This window comes from Streptococcus sp. 2022WUSS037, assembly GCF_044427225.1.
In the GTDB taxonomy this organism is placed as follows: Bacteria; Bacillota; Bacilli; order Lactobacillales; family Streptococcaceae; genus Streptococcus.
The window spans coordinates 97,403-114,148 of the sequence record NZ_JAOTGJ010000001.1 but is presented as its reverse complement, the minus strand read 5'-3'; the positions used below and the strand labels follow the sequence as shown (position 1 = coordinate 114,148).

At 41.9% G+C, this 16,746-nt stretch carries 16 protein-coding genes; all 16 read left to right on the top strand.

The window, feature by feature from the left end; all coding sequences use genetic code 11:
- Positions 1-9 precede the first annotated feature (9 nt).
- The 16 genes from rnpA (at position 10) to ODU55_RS00440 (ending at position 16,675) form a co-directional block, all read left to right on the top strand.
- Entirely contained in the window at positions 10-369 is a 360-nt protein-coding gene (gene rnpA, locus ODU55_RS00515) for a ribonuclease P protein component (RefSeq protein ID WP_004194560.1), read from the top strand.
- Complete coding sequence (locus ODU55_RS00510; RefSeq protein ID WP_105095027.1) at positions 353-1,165, top strand: YidC/Oxa1 family membrane protein insertase; 813 nt, start codon at positions 353-355, stop codon at positions 1,163-1,165. The genes rnpA and ODU55_RS00510 overlap by 17 nt, the downstream gene beginning before the upstream one ends.
- 19 nt (positions 1,166-1,184) lie before the next feature.
- Complete coding sequence (gene jag / locus ODU55_RS00505) at positions 1,185-2,180, top strand: RNA-binding cell elongation regulator Jag/EloR (protein WP_398581507.1); 996 nt, start codon at positions 1,185-1,187, stop codon at positions 2,178-2,180.
- A 613-nt stretch (positions 2,181-2,793) separates the two neighbouring features.
- Entirely contained in the window at positions 2,794-6,009 is a 3,216-nt protein-coding gene (locus tag ODU55_RS00500; protein ID WP_398581506.1) for an LPXTG cell wall anchor domain-containing protein, read from the top strand.
- 168 nt (positions 6,010-6,177) lie between these two features.
- On the top strand, positions 6,178-6,315 hold the full coding sequence (gene rpmH, locus ODU55_RS00495) for a 50S ribosomal protein L34 (RefSeq protein ID WP_002939016.1): 138 nt from the start codon (positions 6,178-6,180) through the stop codon (positions 6,313-6,315).
- Between the two features lie 84 nt (positions 6,316-6,399).
- Positions 6,400-7,182, top strand: a complete 783-nt coding sequence (locus ODU55_RS00490; RefSeq protein WP_398581505.1) for a TatD family hydrolase — start codon at positions 6,400-6,402, stop codon at positions 7,180-7,182.
- Entirely contained in the window at positions 7,166-7,735 is a 570-nt protein-coding gene (gene rnmV / locus ODU55_RS00485) for a ribonuclease M5 (protein ID WP_398581504.1), read from the top strand. Before ODU55_RS00490 ends, rnmV begins: the two co-directional genes overlap by 17 nt.
- Positions 7,728-8,096 (top strand): hypothetical protein, encoded by a 369-nt coding sequence (locus ODU55_RS00480; protein ID WP_398581503.1) that lies wholly within the window; start codon positions 7,728-7,730, stop codon positions 8,094-8,096. Before rnmV ends, ODU55_RS00480 begins: the two co-directional genes overlap by 8 nt.
- Positions 8,097-8,100: 4 nt before the next feature.
- Positions 8,101-8,556, top strand: coding sequence for an 8-oxo-dGTP diphosphatase (locus tag ODU55_RS00475; RefSeq protein ID WP_398581502.1), 456 nt, complete (start codon positions 8,101-8,103; stop codon positions 8,554-8,556).
- 75 nt (positions 8,557-8,631) lie between these two features.
- Complete coding sequence (locus ODU55_RS00470; RefSeq protein WP_044763722.1) at positions 8,632-8,892, top strand: type II toxin-antitoxin system Phd/YefM family antitoxin; 261 nt, start codon at positions 8,632-8,634, stop codon at positions 8,890-8,892.
- Position 8,893: 1 nt separating this feature from the next.
- The gene (locus tag ODU55_RS00465) at positions 8,894-9,151 is read left to right on the top strand and encodes a Txe/YoeB family addiction module toxin (protein ID WP_099810201.1); all 258 of its coding nucleotides are present in this window, start codon (positions 8,894-8,896) and stop codon (positions 9,149-9,151) included.
- A 161-nt stretch (positions 9,152-9,312) separates the two neighbouring features.
- Positions 9,313-10,479 carry an MBL fold metallo-hydrolase gene (locus tag ODU55_RS00460; RefSeq protein ID WP_398581501.1) on the top strand — a complete coding sequence of 389 codons (1,167 nt, stop codon included), beginning with the start codon at positions 9,313-9,315 and terminating at the stop codon, positions 10,477-10,479.
- 22 nt (positions 10,480-10,501) lie between these two features.
- Positions 10,502-11,374, top strand: coding sequence for a 16S rRNA (adenine(1518)-N(6)/adenine(1519)-N(6))-dimethyltransferase RsmA (gene rsmA / locus ODU55_RS00455; protein ID WP_398581500.1), 873 nt, complete (start codon positions 10,502-10,504; stop codon positions 11,372-11,374).
- Between the two features lie 156 nt (positions 11,375-11,530).
- Positions 11,531-12,157, top strand: coding sequence for a DUF1269 domain-containing protein (locus ODU55_RS00450; RefSeq protein ID WP_398581499.1), 627 nt, complete (start codon positions 11,531-11,533; stop codon positions 12,155-12,157).
- A gap of 330 nt (positions 12,158-12,487) precedes the next feature.
- The gene (locus ODU55_RS00445) at positions 12,488-14,218 is read left to right on the top strand and encodes a hypothetical protein (RefSeq protein ID WP_398581498.1); all 1,731 of its coding nucleotides are present in this window, start codon (positions 12,488-12,490) and stop codon (positions 14,216-14,218) included.
- Positions 14,219-14,230: 12 nt separating this feature from the next.
- Positions 14,231-16,675, top strand: a complete 2,445-nt coding sequence (locus ODU55_RS00440) for an LTA synthase family protein (protein WP_398581497.1) — start codon at positions 14,231-14,233, stop codon at positions 16,673-16,675.
- The last annotated feature ends 71 nt before the right edge of the window (positions 16,676-16,746 follow it).

Sequence of the window (16,746 nt, the reverse complement as noted above, 5' to 3'; positions counted from 1 at the left end):
AGAGGCAGTTTGAAAAAAAGCTATCGTGTCAAGCGTGAACGAGATTTTAATGACATTTTTACAAAAGGAAACAATGTCGCCAATCGGAGGTTTGTTGTCTACCGATTACCTAAAGAGCAAAAGCATTTCCGAGTAGGTTTATCTGTCAGCAAAAAATTGGGAAACGCTGTCATGCGAAATAAAATTAAGCGCAGGATTCGTCACATCTTAATTGAATGCCAACATCAACTGGTAGCAGATGACTTTGTTATCATTGCTCGAAAAGGTGTAGAGGAATTGTCCTATCAAGAAATGAAGCAAAACCTCATCCATGTTTTGAAACTAGCTAAACTATACCAGGAAGGTGTTGTGATTGAAAAAGAAAGTTAAATGGGCAGGTCTACTGGTAGTATCTCTAATTGTTTTAACAGCCTGCGGAACAGGGCCAGTGACCAGTCAATCTACAGATGCGTGGGATAGATTAATTTACTGGTTTGCCAGCATTATTCAGTTCCTATCTATCAACGGTCAAATTGGAATCGGTATTATACTTTTTACCATTTTAATTCGAACCCTTCTGTTGCCCTTGTTCCAAATACAGATGAATTCCTCACGGAAGATGCAGGAGCTTCAACCTCAGCTGAAAAAGTTGCAAGCGGAGTATCCAGGAACGGATATGGAAAGTCGCCAGCAGCTCTATGAAGCAACGCAAGCTCTCTACAAAGAGAATGGCGTCAGCATGAGAGCGTCCATGATTCCGCTCTTCATTCAAATGCCAATCCTTTTGGCCCTCTTTCAAGCTCTGACACGTGTTGAAGCCTTGAAAGTAGGTCACTTCCTTTGGTTAAATCTTGGGGAGCCGGATCCGTTCTTTATTTTGCCGATTCTGGCTGCAGTGTTTACATTCCTCAGCTCATGGTTGACCAATAAATCAGCAATTGAGAAGAATATGGCTATGACAATTATGACCTATGTCATGCCTGTGATGATCTTTTTCTTTGCTGTGGCAGCTGCTAGTGGGGTGGCTTTGTATTGGACAGTGTCAAATGCCTATCAGGTTGCTCAAACCTTGGTGTTCAATAATCCGTTTAAAATAATAGCAGAGCGTCAAGCGAAAATTGATGCGGAAAAAGAACGTCAGGCAAAAATTCGACGGGCACAGAAAAAAGCACAGAAAAAGAAATAGGAAAACTAGGAGAGAGAAGATGAAATTTACAGGAGCAAGTGTTGAAGAGGCCATCCAGAATGGCTTGGTAGAGCTAAATATTCCTCGAAAAAAAGCACATATTACTGTGGTTGCGCGTGAGAAAAAAGGTTTCCTTGGTTTCGGTAAAAAGCCAGCGATTGTGGATATTGATGTCATCAATGAAACAACGGTTGTTAAGGCTAATCAGAAAGCAGTTCGTGGCGTTCCAAGTGAAATTAATGACCTCAATGAACCAGTAAAAAGCGTTTCAGAGGCTACGATTGACCTAGGAAAAGTTGTTGCAGCGGTGAAAGAATTTGAAAAGTCTGGTCAAACGCTTGATGATGATATTAAAGCGCAGATTTTGAAAAATGAAAAAGAAGCGACAACGATTTTGGAAGAAACAGGTCGGATTGAAATTCTTTCCGATGAATTATTAGCTAGTGTAGCACCTGATCCAGTTGTACAAGAAGTAGGTTCAGAACCGGCTACTGAAGCAGTTGCCAAGGACGAATTTACAGACCTGGATATCAAAATTGAGCAACAATATGATATTGAACAAGTTGTTTCAGAAGTGACAGCTTATGTACAAGAAATTCTGGATGATATGGATGTTGAGGCACGTATTGATACAAGTCATAATCGCCGTACAATCAATATTCAAGTGGATACCAATGAACCAGGTCGTGTTATCGGTTATCACGGAAAAGTCTTAAAGGCTTTGCAACTATTGGCTCAGAATTTCCTCTACAACCGTTATGAACGTAATTTTTACATTACTATCAATGTGAATGACTATGTAGAACACCGTGCAGAAGTGCTTCAAGGCTATGCACAAAAGTTGGCTGAACGTGTCTTGGCTGAGCAAGAAGCCTACCATACAGACCCTATGTCAAGCAGTGAGCGTAAAATCATCCACCGTATCATTTCAAAAATGGATGGTTTGACAAGCTATTCAGAAGGTAGCGAACCAAACCGCTATGTCGTAGTGGATATTGAAGGAAATCGTGATTAAAAAGAGGCTGAGCCTCAATACCATTAAGTTAAGGACCCTACTCCAATATTTATTGGATAGGGTCTTTTTTCAATAAAGTGATAGGCTAAAGTCAAAAAGGAGTTTTCCCAAGGTCCAGTCTATTCAAACAATTTTAGAATCTTGTATCTCACAACTCTTCTTGTGTCGTTGAACCAGATAAAGATGTTGCCTGTTCCAGAATATCTTCCTTCCAACAAATGGTTTCCGCTATGCTTTCTTATTTTTAGTTATTGATTTGAAACAATCCCTCGGATTACTTGCCCAGTCAATGGACTGGGGAGATAAAAGAGTGGAACAAGTCACTTCTGCAAAATCAGGCAAGGGGAGTTCAAATAATGATGACACTATTTGAAGTTGGAAATAAGGAAACCGAGTAATCAACGATGAACGAAATGACTATCATTTGCTAGCCAGTTTCTTTGTGATAGGGAGCTGGCTTTTTCTTGTTCGTTTTTTACAAAAATTTTGGCTAGGTAGCCGATAATTTCTTGCATTTTCGGGGGAGGTATATATAATAATAGATGAAAATACCTGTCCACTAGAAAGGAGTAGACGGGATAGGTGAAACCAAACAATAAAGAGGGAGCAATATATGAAAAGAAAAAAGAAATACAAGTATGCCTATAAACGTCAGCGAAAATTGATGTTGTTGATGGGGGCTGCGACGATGGCTGTAGGTACGGTGACGATGGGGCAAGTCTTGTCTGTCCACGCAGAAGAGACCAGTCCAGAACCTATTGTTACCGAGCTTAAGAATAGCTCTGTAGTGACCGAAGCACCAACTGTAGGTGAAGAAGGACAAACAGGTTCTGACCAGACCGAACCTCCAACTCCTGTAGAAGTTGCACCACAGACGGAAGTCGAGGCAGGTCTTTCTGAACTAGAGGGAGAGCAAGCTGGGGTGCCAACAGAGAGAAGTGTGCCAGAGGAAAGAACACTGATCATAGAAACATCCGAACAAGCTGCTCCAATCATAGCGGATATTGCTGTGAATGCAGAGGATGAGCAGGAGTACAGGAAGGCGAACGTCGGTCTGGAAATTACTTTTGAGCAAGTTGAGCAACCAGCAGTCGTTACTCATAAGCTAATCAATAAAGATAGTGGAGAGGCCTATGTTGAAACAGCAACGATTGAGAAGCATCCACATTATCGGTTTAATGGTGATTTTATTGGTACTGAAATTGATACCAGCATCCCAGAAACTACCCAAACCGCCTATGCTCACTTTAGAGAAGTACCTGCTGGAACCTATCGCCTGGAAATCGGTTTGACAGATTTGGAAAGCAAACCCTACGAATTGGATGCGGCTAGTCTTGAGAAAATAAACAATCTGTCAGATATTGTGATTAAACCTTATGCTGAAACGAATACGCAATTTGTAGAGCCAAATCTAGTAGAGGTTAAGGTTGATAAGACGACCGTGAAAAAAGGGGAAAATGTTGTTTATACCCTGATTTATGACAGCCTGCCGGAAGTTTCTTATGGGGTTATGCTACAAGACTTTTCTTATGGCTTTTTTGGTGCCGAGTATGATAAGTCGGGTAAAAAGACAGGACGTTCCATACTTCATATTGCAGAGAAGTTTTCTGAGGCTGGAGAGAAGAAGCTGGCATTTGATACCAGTTATGGTTATTTCTCTACAAAAGATTGGAAGAAACAGGTAGAAATTAGTGAAGCCAATAGGAATAAGTTGGCCCAACTGATGCCGACAGTGACAGTCCTAGATGAAGACTATAAGTACATTGAAATAACTTCCCTAACCCATATTGGTACCGACGGTAGCCGAAGTGAACTGGCTGCTCTTGACCCATCCTGGAGCCACTCCATCAACGCTCTTCCCGATGATTCGGGGCGCTTTTATCACAATAGGGTCTTGCACAAGCTCCAAGTGGGAGATCAGTTGGTCTATAAGGTGAAAATAAGTCCCGAGTACTTGGCAGAGCTGAAAAAGAAAAAGAGTGAGCAGAGTTATACAGAAACGGTTTCTTTGGAATTCGATAGGGTGTTCAATGTACAAGCTTTAGGTGGTACTGCCTTTGAATTTGATGAAAGAGATAGTTTTTATTTCAGTACAGACCAGTGGGAAACAGGTGAGGTAGATTTGACCTTTACGGTCAAAGATTATATGCATGGTTACCTGAACCTAAATCGTCTGGCTTCTGGAGCCTTTAATGAGTATTTCTTAGCTTTTGGAGGGTATTTATTCCAGATTGAGAATCCAGCCTATAGCCTGCCAAATTTATTGGAGTTAAAAAAATCTGACAAGATTTATGTTGGTGAAAATGGTGCTATAAAAGTAAAAACTTCAAATTCTAGTCTAATCTCGTCTGGAACAACTCAGTTGGACTTTGATATTCGACCAACTTCGGGAAATTTTGGAAATTCATTTGACTACCATTTATCTGTGGAACAGGACTATTCCGATTCATCAAATCCTGTTGTAACAGGTTGGCTTACAGGTTCTCTGTTTGATTCTGTGACAGAAAACCACATTGGTAGCTATTCTTTAAAACGTGCGGAAATTTATTTTGATGGCTGGAAAGAAGAGATTACCAATCTTCCAAATTGGACCTTGGAGATCAGCGGAGATAAGGTCTTCAAATCCAATTTCCTTCTATCAGGAGAGGAACGGACACAGATTGGTTCGATTGGGCGTAGTTGGGTCTATGGCTCGCTAGGGCGGTTGCCAAAAGAGTTGCAAAACCGTCGTTTAGGTGTGAATAAAATTCAATTCTATGACCGGCAAGGAAATAATCTACCGACAGTAAATGCTGACTGGGTCTTATCAGAGTATGAATTGAGAGAGGGAGAACGTCTTTATTACTACTTGCCTTCTACGGGAGAATTGACAGAATTAAAACCAGTTTTGGAAGATGGTCGTCGATTGGTGAAGGGAAGTAAGGACAGTAAGGGCCTCTATGTATTTGCGATGGCGCTAGAAGATGGGGTTCAACCTACGGAGAATGCGGTTGGTACAACTAAGGTTCTGTCTGGTCAAATTGAAGATGTTTATGTAAGCTTTTCAGAGGCAGATGTTAGTGCAGTAAGCAGTCTTCAAGTCGTTAAGGTAGAGGATGCTACTATTTTGGAAAAATTGCCTGATAGTTTCAAGCGTGAAGATGTGGATATGTTTGACATTAAGACACTTGATAAAGATGGTCAATTTGTCCAAATCCAGTCCAGTAAAGGTGCCTTTGTTACCCTACCTGTTTCACCAAATCGTAAGGTGACCAAGGTGATTTACTACTTACCACAAACAGGTGCAGTAGAAGAGTTGGAATACGAGTGGGATAAAACTTTCAATCTGGTATCTTTCAAAGTAAGCCATTTCTCTAACTATGCTATTGTCTATGAAGGAAATGATGAAAAGCCTCAACCAAGTGGCACAACTTCAGGAACAGGCAATAACACTAGTCCAGAAACTGGTGAAGGTAGCACAAGTGCCGGTGATACGGCTTCAGTTTCAGGTAATAGCGCAAGTTCAGAAATTGGTGAAGGTAGCGCAAGTGCCGGTGATACGGCTTCAGTTTCTGGTAATAACACTAGCCCAGTTGGCTCAGTTGATAGCGTCTTAGTTGGTAGCCTAGGTAATGGTGGGCAATTGGATGCAAATAGGAGAGAGGAAGCGTCTGCTCAACCAACTAATGCTACAGTTGAACAAACCAACCATGTTGATTCAAAAGTTACAAGAGCCAGAAAGGTGAATGCTTTGCCAAATACAGCTGCACAGACAGGCGTAGTAGCGACTGTGTTGGGATTGGCTTTGGCAACACTGGCGTCATTTGTACAGAAAAAAAGAGAAGAGTAAGTGCTTGAGATGCTTACAAGAGACTTAGATTTAATTTGGGGATTAAAAAATAATTATGAAGTAGCTTGACAAAACCCCAGAATTTATATAAAATAGTTTGGTATGTTTAGTAACTGATCAAAACTAGCCGGCTAAACGAATACAAGAATCTAAGAGGAGGTATTCATCGTGAAACGTACTTTTCAACCAAGTAAAATCCGTCGCGCTCGTAAACATGGTTTCCGTAGCCGTATGGCAACTAAAAACGGCCGTCGCGTGTTAGCAGCTCGTCGCCGTAAGGGACGTAAAGTTCTTACAGTAGCATAAGAATACAACTAAAACCAGCAGAAACTCGAGTCTGCTGGTTTTTTCGTTGGAAAAGAATGGCTTGAAATGTGGTACAATAGAACCATGATACAGATATTTGATACCCACACCCACCTCAACGTAGAGCAGTTTGACGGTCGGGTTCAAGAAGAATTAGACTTTGCTAAAGAAATGGGGGTCACCCTCCACAATGTGGTCGGTTTTGACCGAGCAACCATTGACAAGGCTATGGAACTGGCTAACCAGCACCCTGAAATTTATCTGACATTGGGCTGGCATCCGACAGAGGCTGGCACCTATGATGAGGAAGTAGAAAGCTACTTGCTTGAGGCACTCAAACATCCCAAGGTCATTGCCCTGGGGGAGATTGGGTTGGACTACTACTGGATGACAGCGGACAAGGAAACCCAAGCTCGTGTTTTCAAGCGACAGATGGAGTTGGCCAAGCAGTTGGATTTGCCCTTTGTGGTTCATACTCGTGATGCTTTGGAAGATACTTACCAGATCATCAAGGAAGTTGGCGTCGGCTCGCGTGGAGGCATCATGCATTCCTTCTCTGGTACGCTAGAGGAGGCTCAGGCCTTCATGGACCTGGGGATGCACATCTCCTTCTCGGGAGTGGTGACCTTCAAGAAAGCCGTCGAACTTCAGGAAGCGGCACAAGCATTGCCCCTAGAAAAGATCCTGGTCGAAACAGATGCTCCCTACCTGGCTCCAGTTCCCAAGCGTGGTCGGGAAAATCGCACCGGCTACACCAGATATGTGGTGGATATGCTGGCCCAGCTTCGCAACCAGTCGGTCGAAGAAGTGGCGAAAGCGACCTACGAGAATGCAAGGAGCCTGTTCAGAATTGACTCAGAAAATTAAGATACAAGAAGTCCTCGTTGTTGAGGGAAAAGACGATACAGCCAACCTAAAACGATTTTACGAGGTGGACACCTACGAAACCAGAGGCTCTGCCATATCAGACAATGACTTGGAATGCATCGAGAAACTCCATGACCTGCGTGGCGTCATTGTCTTTACCGACCCAGACTACAATGGGGAGCGGATTCGGAAGATGATTATGCAGGCCATTCCCACTGTCAAACACGCCTTTTTACAGCGGGACGAGGCTCGGCCAAAGTCCAAGACAAAAGGGCGGTCCTTGGGCATTGAGCACGCCAGCTTTGAGGACTTGGAAAAAGCTCTCGCAGGCGTGCGTGGTTACTACGATGATGAACATAACTTTGACATCACCAAGTCAGACCTAATGCGCCTAGGCTTTCTTATGGGTGGGGACAGCCGCAAGCGGAGGGAGTATCTGGGAGAAAAGCTCCGCATCGGCTACTGCAACGGCAAGCAACTGCTCAAACGCTTGGAGTTGTTTGGGATTGGTCTGGCGGAAGTTGAGGAGGCAATGGAGAGCTATCATGGATAGGGTCTACGCTGTTAAGTGCTTGGTTAAAAACGGGTTTGAACCTTCTTATGAAAATTATTCATCTTATGAAGAAGTGACCTACTTGCTACCGGCTAATGTCCTTGTTTGTGAGGATGAGCAGGTTGATAAGAATAAACTAGCAGCCTATTTGCGTGGTCTAGTTGAAGATGGCTATGTCAATGCGGATGGTATTTGGAAGCAGAGCCGTTTGTTTCGTATTGCCAGTGTGCAAGAAATGGACGACAGGGTAGAGTTTGATGGCCCAGCTGTGGAAGTCTATCGCTGGTTTTACAATTTTGAACGTCTAGTTACTGAGGAAGAATTTCTGAATCTCTATTATTTTGATGATTTGGGGAGATAGGGCAATGTCTAGACAAGAATACGTCATCCTAACCAATATGTGCATGATTACAGACGGTCAGCAGGTATTGGTCCAGGATAGGAAGTCAAAGAAATGGCCTGGAGTGACTTTTCCTGGTGGCCATGTCGAACCAAATGAATCAATTATTTCCTCCGTCATTCGTGAGGTCAAAGAAGAAACAGGTTTGACAGTATCTAATCTCGAACTCTGTGGCATTCAAAACTGGACGGACCCTACTGACCACTATCGTTATCTAGTATTTTGCTACAAAACCAGTCATTTTTCAGGCTCTATTCAATCTTCAGATGAGGGCGAGGTCTTCTGGATTGACCGTGAGGATTTGAAGAAAGTTCCGTTGGCAGACGGTTTTGAAACCATGTTGGAAATCTTTGAACAGCCACAACTGACGGAGAACTTTTACTGGTTTGAAGATGGTAAGTGGAAGGTGGAGAATCGCTAAAGAGTTGTACAATAAGTTTGACAACTCTTTTTTTCTATGCTATAGTAAGCCTAGAAATGATGAGAGGTATTGCTTATGGAAGCTATTGTATATTCCCATTTTCGAAATCACTTAAAAGACTATATGAAAAAGGTCAATGACGAGTTTGAGCCTCTGGTTGTGGTTAATAAAAATCCAGAGGAAGATATTGTTGTACTCTCAAAGAGCGAGTGGGATAGTTTACAAGAAACCCTCACTGTTGCTCGGAACACCTATCTGTCTCAAAAAGTTTTGCGTGGTATGGCTCAAGTCAAAGCAGGGCAAACCCAAGAACGAAACCTGATAGAGGCGGACTAGCATGGGAATCCATTTTACAGAGGATGCTTGGGAAGACTATCTTTATTGGCAAGGTCAGGATAAGAAAACACTGAAGAGAATCAATAAAATTATCAAGGATATGCAGCGACATCCTTTTGAAGGCATTGCCAAACCAGAACCTTTGAAGTATGATTATCAAGGTGCTTGGTCAAGAAGGATTGATGCGGAGAATCGGTTGATTTATATGGTGGAGGCTGATCGGTTGTGCATCCTGTCTTTAAAGGATCATTATAAGTAAAGATCGGAATGCCCTTTATCGTGTGGTGAACAACGAAGTTCGTGTCGGTCATCTCTTTGTGACTAAGAGTGACTATGTGAAGTTGTTGAAGTGAGGGGGAGAGATGTCGACGATTACATACATAATTTAATAAAACGAACCTAAATAGGAGGATGCTACTAATGAATTTCGTTAAGAGAGAAATTTTACCAGTTGGTCAAGGTGCTTTTTATTTAGAAACTTTGATACTAAAAGGAAACAAATATAGAGTTATATATGATTGTGGTTCAGCTACTGGTGTAACTTATGTGGAGACTCAAATAAAATCTAACTTAAATAAAGGAGAGACAATTCACGCTGTATTTATATCTCATCTAGATGATGACCATGTGAATGGTTTGAAATTTTTATTAGACTATTGTCGCGTTAAGAATCTATTCTTTCCTTTAATAACCAATCGAGCAAAGCAATTTTATAGGTTAAGAAACCTCATAAATCCTCAATCTCAATTTTTAACTCAATTTATAAATAGTGATGGGAATAGTATTCGAGAGTTAGAGGGGGGCATAGAGGTACAATTACATCCAATTTCTGAAGATGCAAATAGTGAAAATAGAGCAATAGAAGTATCTCAAGTAATACTTGGTAGTAATCACGGAACATTTGAATGGATTTATCTTCCGCATAATTTTCGCGAGGATATGAGAAAACAAATCCTGGATGCAGAGCTAAAAAGATTGAATCTAAGCATGAGTATTTTAGATTCAAAGGGAGAAGTTGACTTACAAAAATTAATAGATTTATGGCAGCTAGGAACAAATACAGATAGATCTGCGCTAAAAAAAGCTTATTATAAAGTTCCTGGAAGTTTAAATGTAAATTCAATGACGTTATATTCGGGAACAAGAGATAGTTCTTATTTTAGGTGTTGCTATAGACCTTATTGTAGGTACAATTGGAAATGTTTGATTTATCCGATAAATGAAAGAAGTTTAGCTCTCAATGGTTGTCTTTATACAGGTGACTATGAAGCTGGCAAATACAGTAAGAATAAAAATAAGTGGGTCAGTTGTAAACAAAAATGGAATTCTATTGAAGTTGTTTATTCTAAGTATTTTAGAAATATAAGCCTTGTTCAAATCCCTCATCACGGATCAAAATATAATTATAATGAGGGGTTTAGAAAGAAAATGAATCACGCAACTTACTTTGTATCAGCCGGAAAAAATAACAGATATCGGCATCCACACAAAGAAGTTTTAATTGATTTAATTTCAAATCAAAAATGTTTTAACATTATAACTGAGGACCCTAATTCAAAAATGATTTATTATTGCACTTGGTTATAAATGTAGTATAGAAAGAACACACATGAGAATCGCAGACAAAAACGTTACTCGGGCCGTCCTAGAACGCCACGGGTTTACCTTTAAGAAATCCTTCGGTCAGAACTTTTTGACCGATACCAATATTTTACAGAAGATTGTGGACACGGCAGAGATTGACCAGAATGTCAATGTTATTGAGATTGGTCCTGGAATCGGAGCCTTGACCGAGTTTTTGGCGGGGAGTGCCGCTGAGGTTATGGCCTTTGAGATTGACGACCGCCTGATTCCGATTTTGGCGGACACCTTGGGTCGCTTTGACAATGTGACCGTAGTCAACCAAGACATCCTAAAGACCGATCTGCAGACCCAAATTCAGAATTTCAAGAATCCTGACCTGCCTATCAAGGTCGTGGCCAACCTGCCCTACTACATCACCACCCCTATCCTCATGCACCTGATTGAGAGCAAGATCCCCTTCAGCGAGTTCGTGGTCATGATGCAGCGGGAGGTGGCCGACCGCATTTCTGCCGAGCCAAACACCAAGGCCTACGGTAGCCTGTCCATCGCGGTCCAGTACTACATGACTGCCAAGGTGGCCTTCATCGTGCCTCGCACTGTCTTTGTACCCGCTCCAAACGTGGACTCCGCTATTCTCAAAATGGTCCGTCGCGAGCAACCCTTGGTGAGTGTCAAGGACGAAGATTTCTTCTTCCGGGTGTCCAAGGCCAGCTTTGTTCACCGCCGCAAGACCCTGTGGAACAACCTGACCAACCATTTTGGCAAGTCCGAAGAAGTCAAGGACAAGTTGACGCAGGCACTTGGCATGGCAGAGCTGGAAGCCAGTGTCCGTGGAGAAGCACTTTCCATGGCTGACTTCGCGCGTTTGTCTGACAGCCTCCAGGAAGTTGGTTTATAAAAAAGAATTGATTGTGGAGAAATCTGCAGTCAATCTTTATTTGGTACTTTGTATTGTATATAGTACGGTAATGTGCTATAATAACTGTTGTATAGGTCGTTATACACAGGGCATGGACCCAATCCATTTATTTAAACAGGAAAGGAAGTATAAGTTATGGAAAATATCGTTGTTTCAATTTTTCGTGTTGAAAGTGAGGCTTTTCAAGCATTTTCAGAATTAAAACAATTTGGTCAAACTGAAAATACAAAATTAGCCCAAGTTTCAATTGTGAAGGCTGAGGATGGAATCGTTAAAGTGAAGGACAGCTTTGATTTAATGAATTCTGTAGGGAGCGATTATTTCGAAGGCGGTCTCATTGGCAGTCTCATTGGAATTTTAGGTGGCCCGCTTGGGGTTCTCTTTGGTTTTGTAGCTGGTGGAACGATTGGTGCTTCTATTGGTTTAGATAAAGAATTGGCTAAATCGGAGCTAATTACAACCGTTAGTGAAAAATTGACTAACGGGGAAGTCGCTATTATTGCACTTGTGCAAGAAAATGATGAATCTGTTTTAAATGCTATTTTTGAGAAATATCAGACTATTATTGCAAGATGGGATATTGCGACTGTTTCAGCAGAAGTAGAATCAGCCCTCGAAATCCAAAAAGATCTAGCTCATCAGGCTAAAGCACGTTTAATTTCGGATAAAAAAGAAGCCCGTCATGAAAAATTTGACAAGCTAAAAGCTGACATTAAAGAAAAATTTGACAAGCTAAAAGCTGACATTAAAGAAAAATTTTAAAAAAAGTATTAGCTTTAAGATTGAAGACAAAGTCCTTGGAACACAAGTTTCCAAGGGCTTTTCTTTGTATAACGTCGTATAATAGAGATACCTTATTTCTTTGTCTCAGTCTAATTTCCAGTTTTTGGGTAAGGCTAGAACATACTTTGTGAATTTTGGTCAATCTTTATTTTACCTAAAACCATTTTCTATCTATCTTGTTCGTTGACAGTGGGGAGAAAGCTTGCTATACTGAAATGTGACTAACTTTTGAAAAATATTGTCTGCAAATTGACAGAATATTTACAAAAACAAGAGAGGGTTTCCCTCTTTTTTTATGAAGGTATCCTTATGTTCAAAAACATGTTAAAAAAGCATCCCCATCTAGTTGCCATTGGTCTATTTGTGGGCTTTTCTTTATTATTATTGGTTCCTCACTTGCTAACTAAGGGTATGGTGACAGGTGCGGACTTGATTTTCCACTACAACCGTTTCTATGATGCGGCTATGCAGATGAAGGAGGGGAATTTCTCCTATATTATCAGTTTGTATGGCTATCAGCAGTCAGGACGGATTGTCAATGCTCTCTACGGGCCTTATTTTGCCTATCTACAAGGGGCGCTAGTTCTTTTAAGTGGGACCTGGTTCCGCTATCAGATTTTGTCCAACCTTCTTTTGGGCACTCTGAGTGCGACCTCCCTCTATCTCCTCATGCGTGAGGTCAAGGTCAAATATGCCCACTCTATTCTCCTGTCCATGTTCTTTGTAACGACCTACTCCATCCAGTATTGGTGGGCAACTCAAGGATTTACCAGCTGGGGTGTGGCCCTCTTTCCGCTTTGTTTGATTCCTGCAGTCCGTTTCCTACAGACCAAAAAAGTGTCGATATTCCTCATGGCAGGAGCAGTAGGACTTATGTTGCAGGTTCATATGCTATCGACCTTGTTCTTGGTCATTGCCTATGGTGTTCTCTTCCTTATTGGTTGGTGGAAATCAGACCAAAAAATGAAGATTATTGGGCAAGTAGCCCTTTCGGTGTGCATTTTCTTGCTTCTGACCATCAACATCTGGTTGCCGCTTATTTATATCAACGCGACCAATACCTTGGTGCCACCGTTTGTTAATAAGAAATTTGTCCTCAATACCGTAACATGGCTCAAAACAGCCTTTCTATACTATCCATACCCATTGCCAATTTTCTTTGGAATCTATCTCTATTTCTTGGTGAAAAATTGGAAGAAACAATCGCTGGTTCTGGGTGGTCTTGCTTTAACCTACGCAGTGTTTTTGATCTTGTCAACCAACCTCTTCCCTTGGCAGTTGTTTGCAGGGAAAGGAATTACACTTGTTGAATTGATTCAATTTCCCTTCCGCTTTTTCCTCTACGCCAATGCTCTTTTACTGGCAGTCGTAGGAGTCCAGGTTTCTGGCTTGTCCGACAAACTGCAGAAAATCTTTTCAGGTGTGGCCCTTGCTTCCTTGCTTGTTTCGGTCGGTTTCCTCTGGAATGAAAGTTTTAAGGAAATCAATGGGCATTACTATAGCGATACCTTCCTGCAAAAACGCATTCATACGACCTTATACGGCACGACGGAAGAGTTACGGGCTTCCTTCCATTCCAAAGACTTGGGTGACTTTATCCACACTGCTCAGAAATCAACGCCAGACTATGTACCAGACTTGTCAGATAGAACGCAACATATGACCAATGAAGAGTCGGACAATACCTATTTTACCTATCGTGACCAAGTGATTTTGCCAAATCAAGACTTTACCAAAGAAGTTGATGGCAATCAGCTGGTGGTAACTTGGACGGCGTCAGAAGCAGAAGAAACAGCTGTGCCAATCATTGTCTACCAAGATAGTCAGCTGGTTTTGAATGACCAGGTCTTGGATAGAGAAGAATTGGAACTTTCCACTATTGGTGTACCAACGGTTACTAGCAAAAAAGGGCAGAATACCCTTATCCTATCCTACAAGCAACAGTGGTGGTTATGGCCAGTTATCATTATCAGTTTGACTGGATGGCTACTCTGGTTGATTTACTATATTTTTGCCTACCGAAAATCAAATCTTTCCTAAGAGAGAACTGTTATGAAACAACTCAATCCCAAGGCATGCAAGCAATTCATTCTGGTCATGGTCATGACTGTTTTGCTGGCGATGGGACGGGCCCTCTTGCTAAGTGGTATATCTTTTCCGCTCTGGTTTGTCCCTCTGACCTTGCTTGCCTATTCTATTTTTACCTTTTATGTATTGGTCTTGCTTGATAAATATGAGAAGTTTGTAAAGACCAAAACCTTTGCCAAGTATGTCTGCTATTTTCTAGGTTTTCTATATCTTGTCAATCTGGTCTATCGAATCAATGCCAAGAAGTATCAACCCTGGAATATTTTCCGTAATAATCTCTTTCAGTTTGAACTGCTTTTGATGTTGCTTCTGCCTATCCTGTTGGCATTCTTATGGCGGAAGAATGCAGGAATCAGAGAAAAATTAAGCAAGTGGTCAGCCAGTCATCTGGTGCCAGATAGCTATTTGCTCTTGACCAGCTTACTTTCTCTCAGTCCACTAGCTATATCTTACTGGAAAGATAGCCATTATGAGAGTTTGGTTGAAAATGGCTCCTATGTGGATTTCTTTATCCAAACACCAATTTTTGCCCCTATTCATTTTATAGGGACCTACATTTTTCTTCGCTATCTTCATAAGGCATTTGAAGAGTTTAAGGCCAATCGGACCAACGTTCACAGTATGCTCTTTATCAGCTTGGCACTGGCTACCTTGTCGCATTTTGGTTATCAGGCCTCGATGGCTGGGGGAACGGGCTCTTATTTCACACGCCACCTCTTTCCAGGAGCTATTGTCTTCCAGATTGCCTGCCTCTTTTTCCTCAATGTCATCATTAGCCTGGTTATCAACCGTCAAATCTTATCTGTTGCCGTTATTGCTGGTTTAAATGTGACCTTGATTGCGGCCAATTTTCTCAAATTCCGCTACCGTTCGGAGCCGATGACCCCCAACGATTTCAAATGGATTGGCAATATGGGGATGATTCTCAGCTTCATCAGTCTGCGGGTTGTCTTGGTATCGCTTGTCTTTTTGGTCATCCTATTCTTTGTTTACAGGCGAATTCATAAGAAGCACTTCCAAGGACAGATTGTCAAATCCATCTGGAAACGGTTGGCAGGAATTTCAGTCATTGTGTCTTTGATTTTGGGAATGGGTTGGGCTATTCGCAACGAGAAAGACCACAAGATTGTTGGTTGGATTCCTATTCTTTCTCAGGTCAATAACTGGCGTAATGTGGACTGGAAGGGTTATGCCTTTGTGGCGCGCTATCGCACTCTTTCATTTCTTTGGTTGCAACAGCTCAGCAAGACCAGTATGGAAAAGCCTGAAAATTACTCTGAGAAGACCATGAAGGCTATTGTGAAGAAGTACACCGCTCTGGCCGAGGAAATCAATGCAGAACGGACAGGTCAATTGACTGACCAGACGGTTATCTACATTCTTAGTGAGAGTTTGGCTGATCCGCGTCGGATTCCAGGCGTGACCCTTAGTCAAAATGTCCTTCCAAATATTGAGTACATCATGAGTCAGACTACCAGTGGCTTGATGAAGAGTGACCACTATGGCGGTGGTACGGCTAATATCGAGTTTCAGGTTTACAGTGGTTTGCCCTTCTACAATTACAACTCGTCCATTTCGTCCGTCTATCTGGATGTGGCCCCTAATATGAAGAAGTTGCCGAGTATCAGTGACCTCTATCCAGCAGATAATCGTATCGCTATTCACCCCTACTACGATACCAGTTATAACCGAAATTCTATCTACAAGCAGCTGGGAATTGAGCAATTTTACACTCTCAATAGTGCCAAGTATCCTCTTACTGTGACGGCTGAGGATTATCAGGGGAATTTTGTCAGTGACAAGAAGACCTATGACTTGATTTTGGATCAGGTACGTTCTGCCGATACCAGCTTTGTGTCGGCTATTACCATGCAGAACCATGTTCAGTGGAATTCTCTAGAGCCTGCAGGTATAACAGCTTCGGGTGAGGGCTTCACGGCTGAGGAAAATGAAAACTTGACCAGCTATGTTCGCCTCCTATCCTTTACGGATCAGGCAACAAGGGATTTTCTAGACCAGCTTAAGACCTTGGATAAGAAAGTGACAGTCGTCTTTTACGGTGACCACCTGCCAGGTCTCTATCCAGAGTCTGCCTTTGCGACGGACCCAAGTCTGCAATATAAGACGGATTATTTTGTTTGGAGTAATTTTGAAACGGAAGACTACCATTATGATTTGGTCAATTCTAGCGACATGAATGCACTGATGCTGGAGACGACCAATAACAAGGTCAGTCCTTACTATGCCCTCTTGACGGAAGTACTCCACAAGGACCGAGTGGGATTAGCCGAACGTGATGCGAAGGTAGCAGAGGAACTCAAGCTGGTCCAATATGACCTTTCCACAGGAAAGGGCTACCTTTTGAAATACAAAGACTTTTTCAATGTGGTGACAGAAACAACAGAATAAAAACAATGACCAAGTCAGATAGCTGGCTTGGTTTTTTCTTTATGTGAAAAAGACACAAACATGGGAAGTTA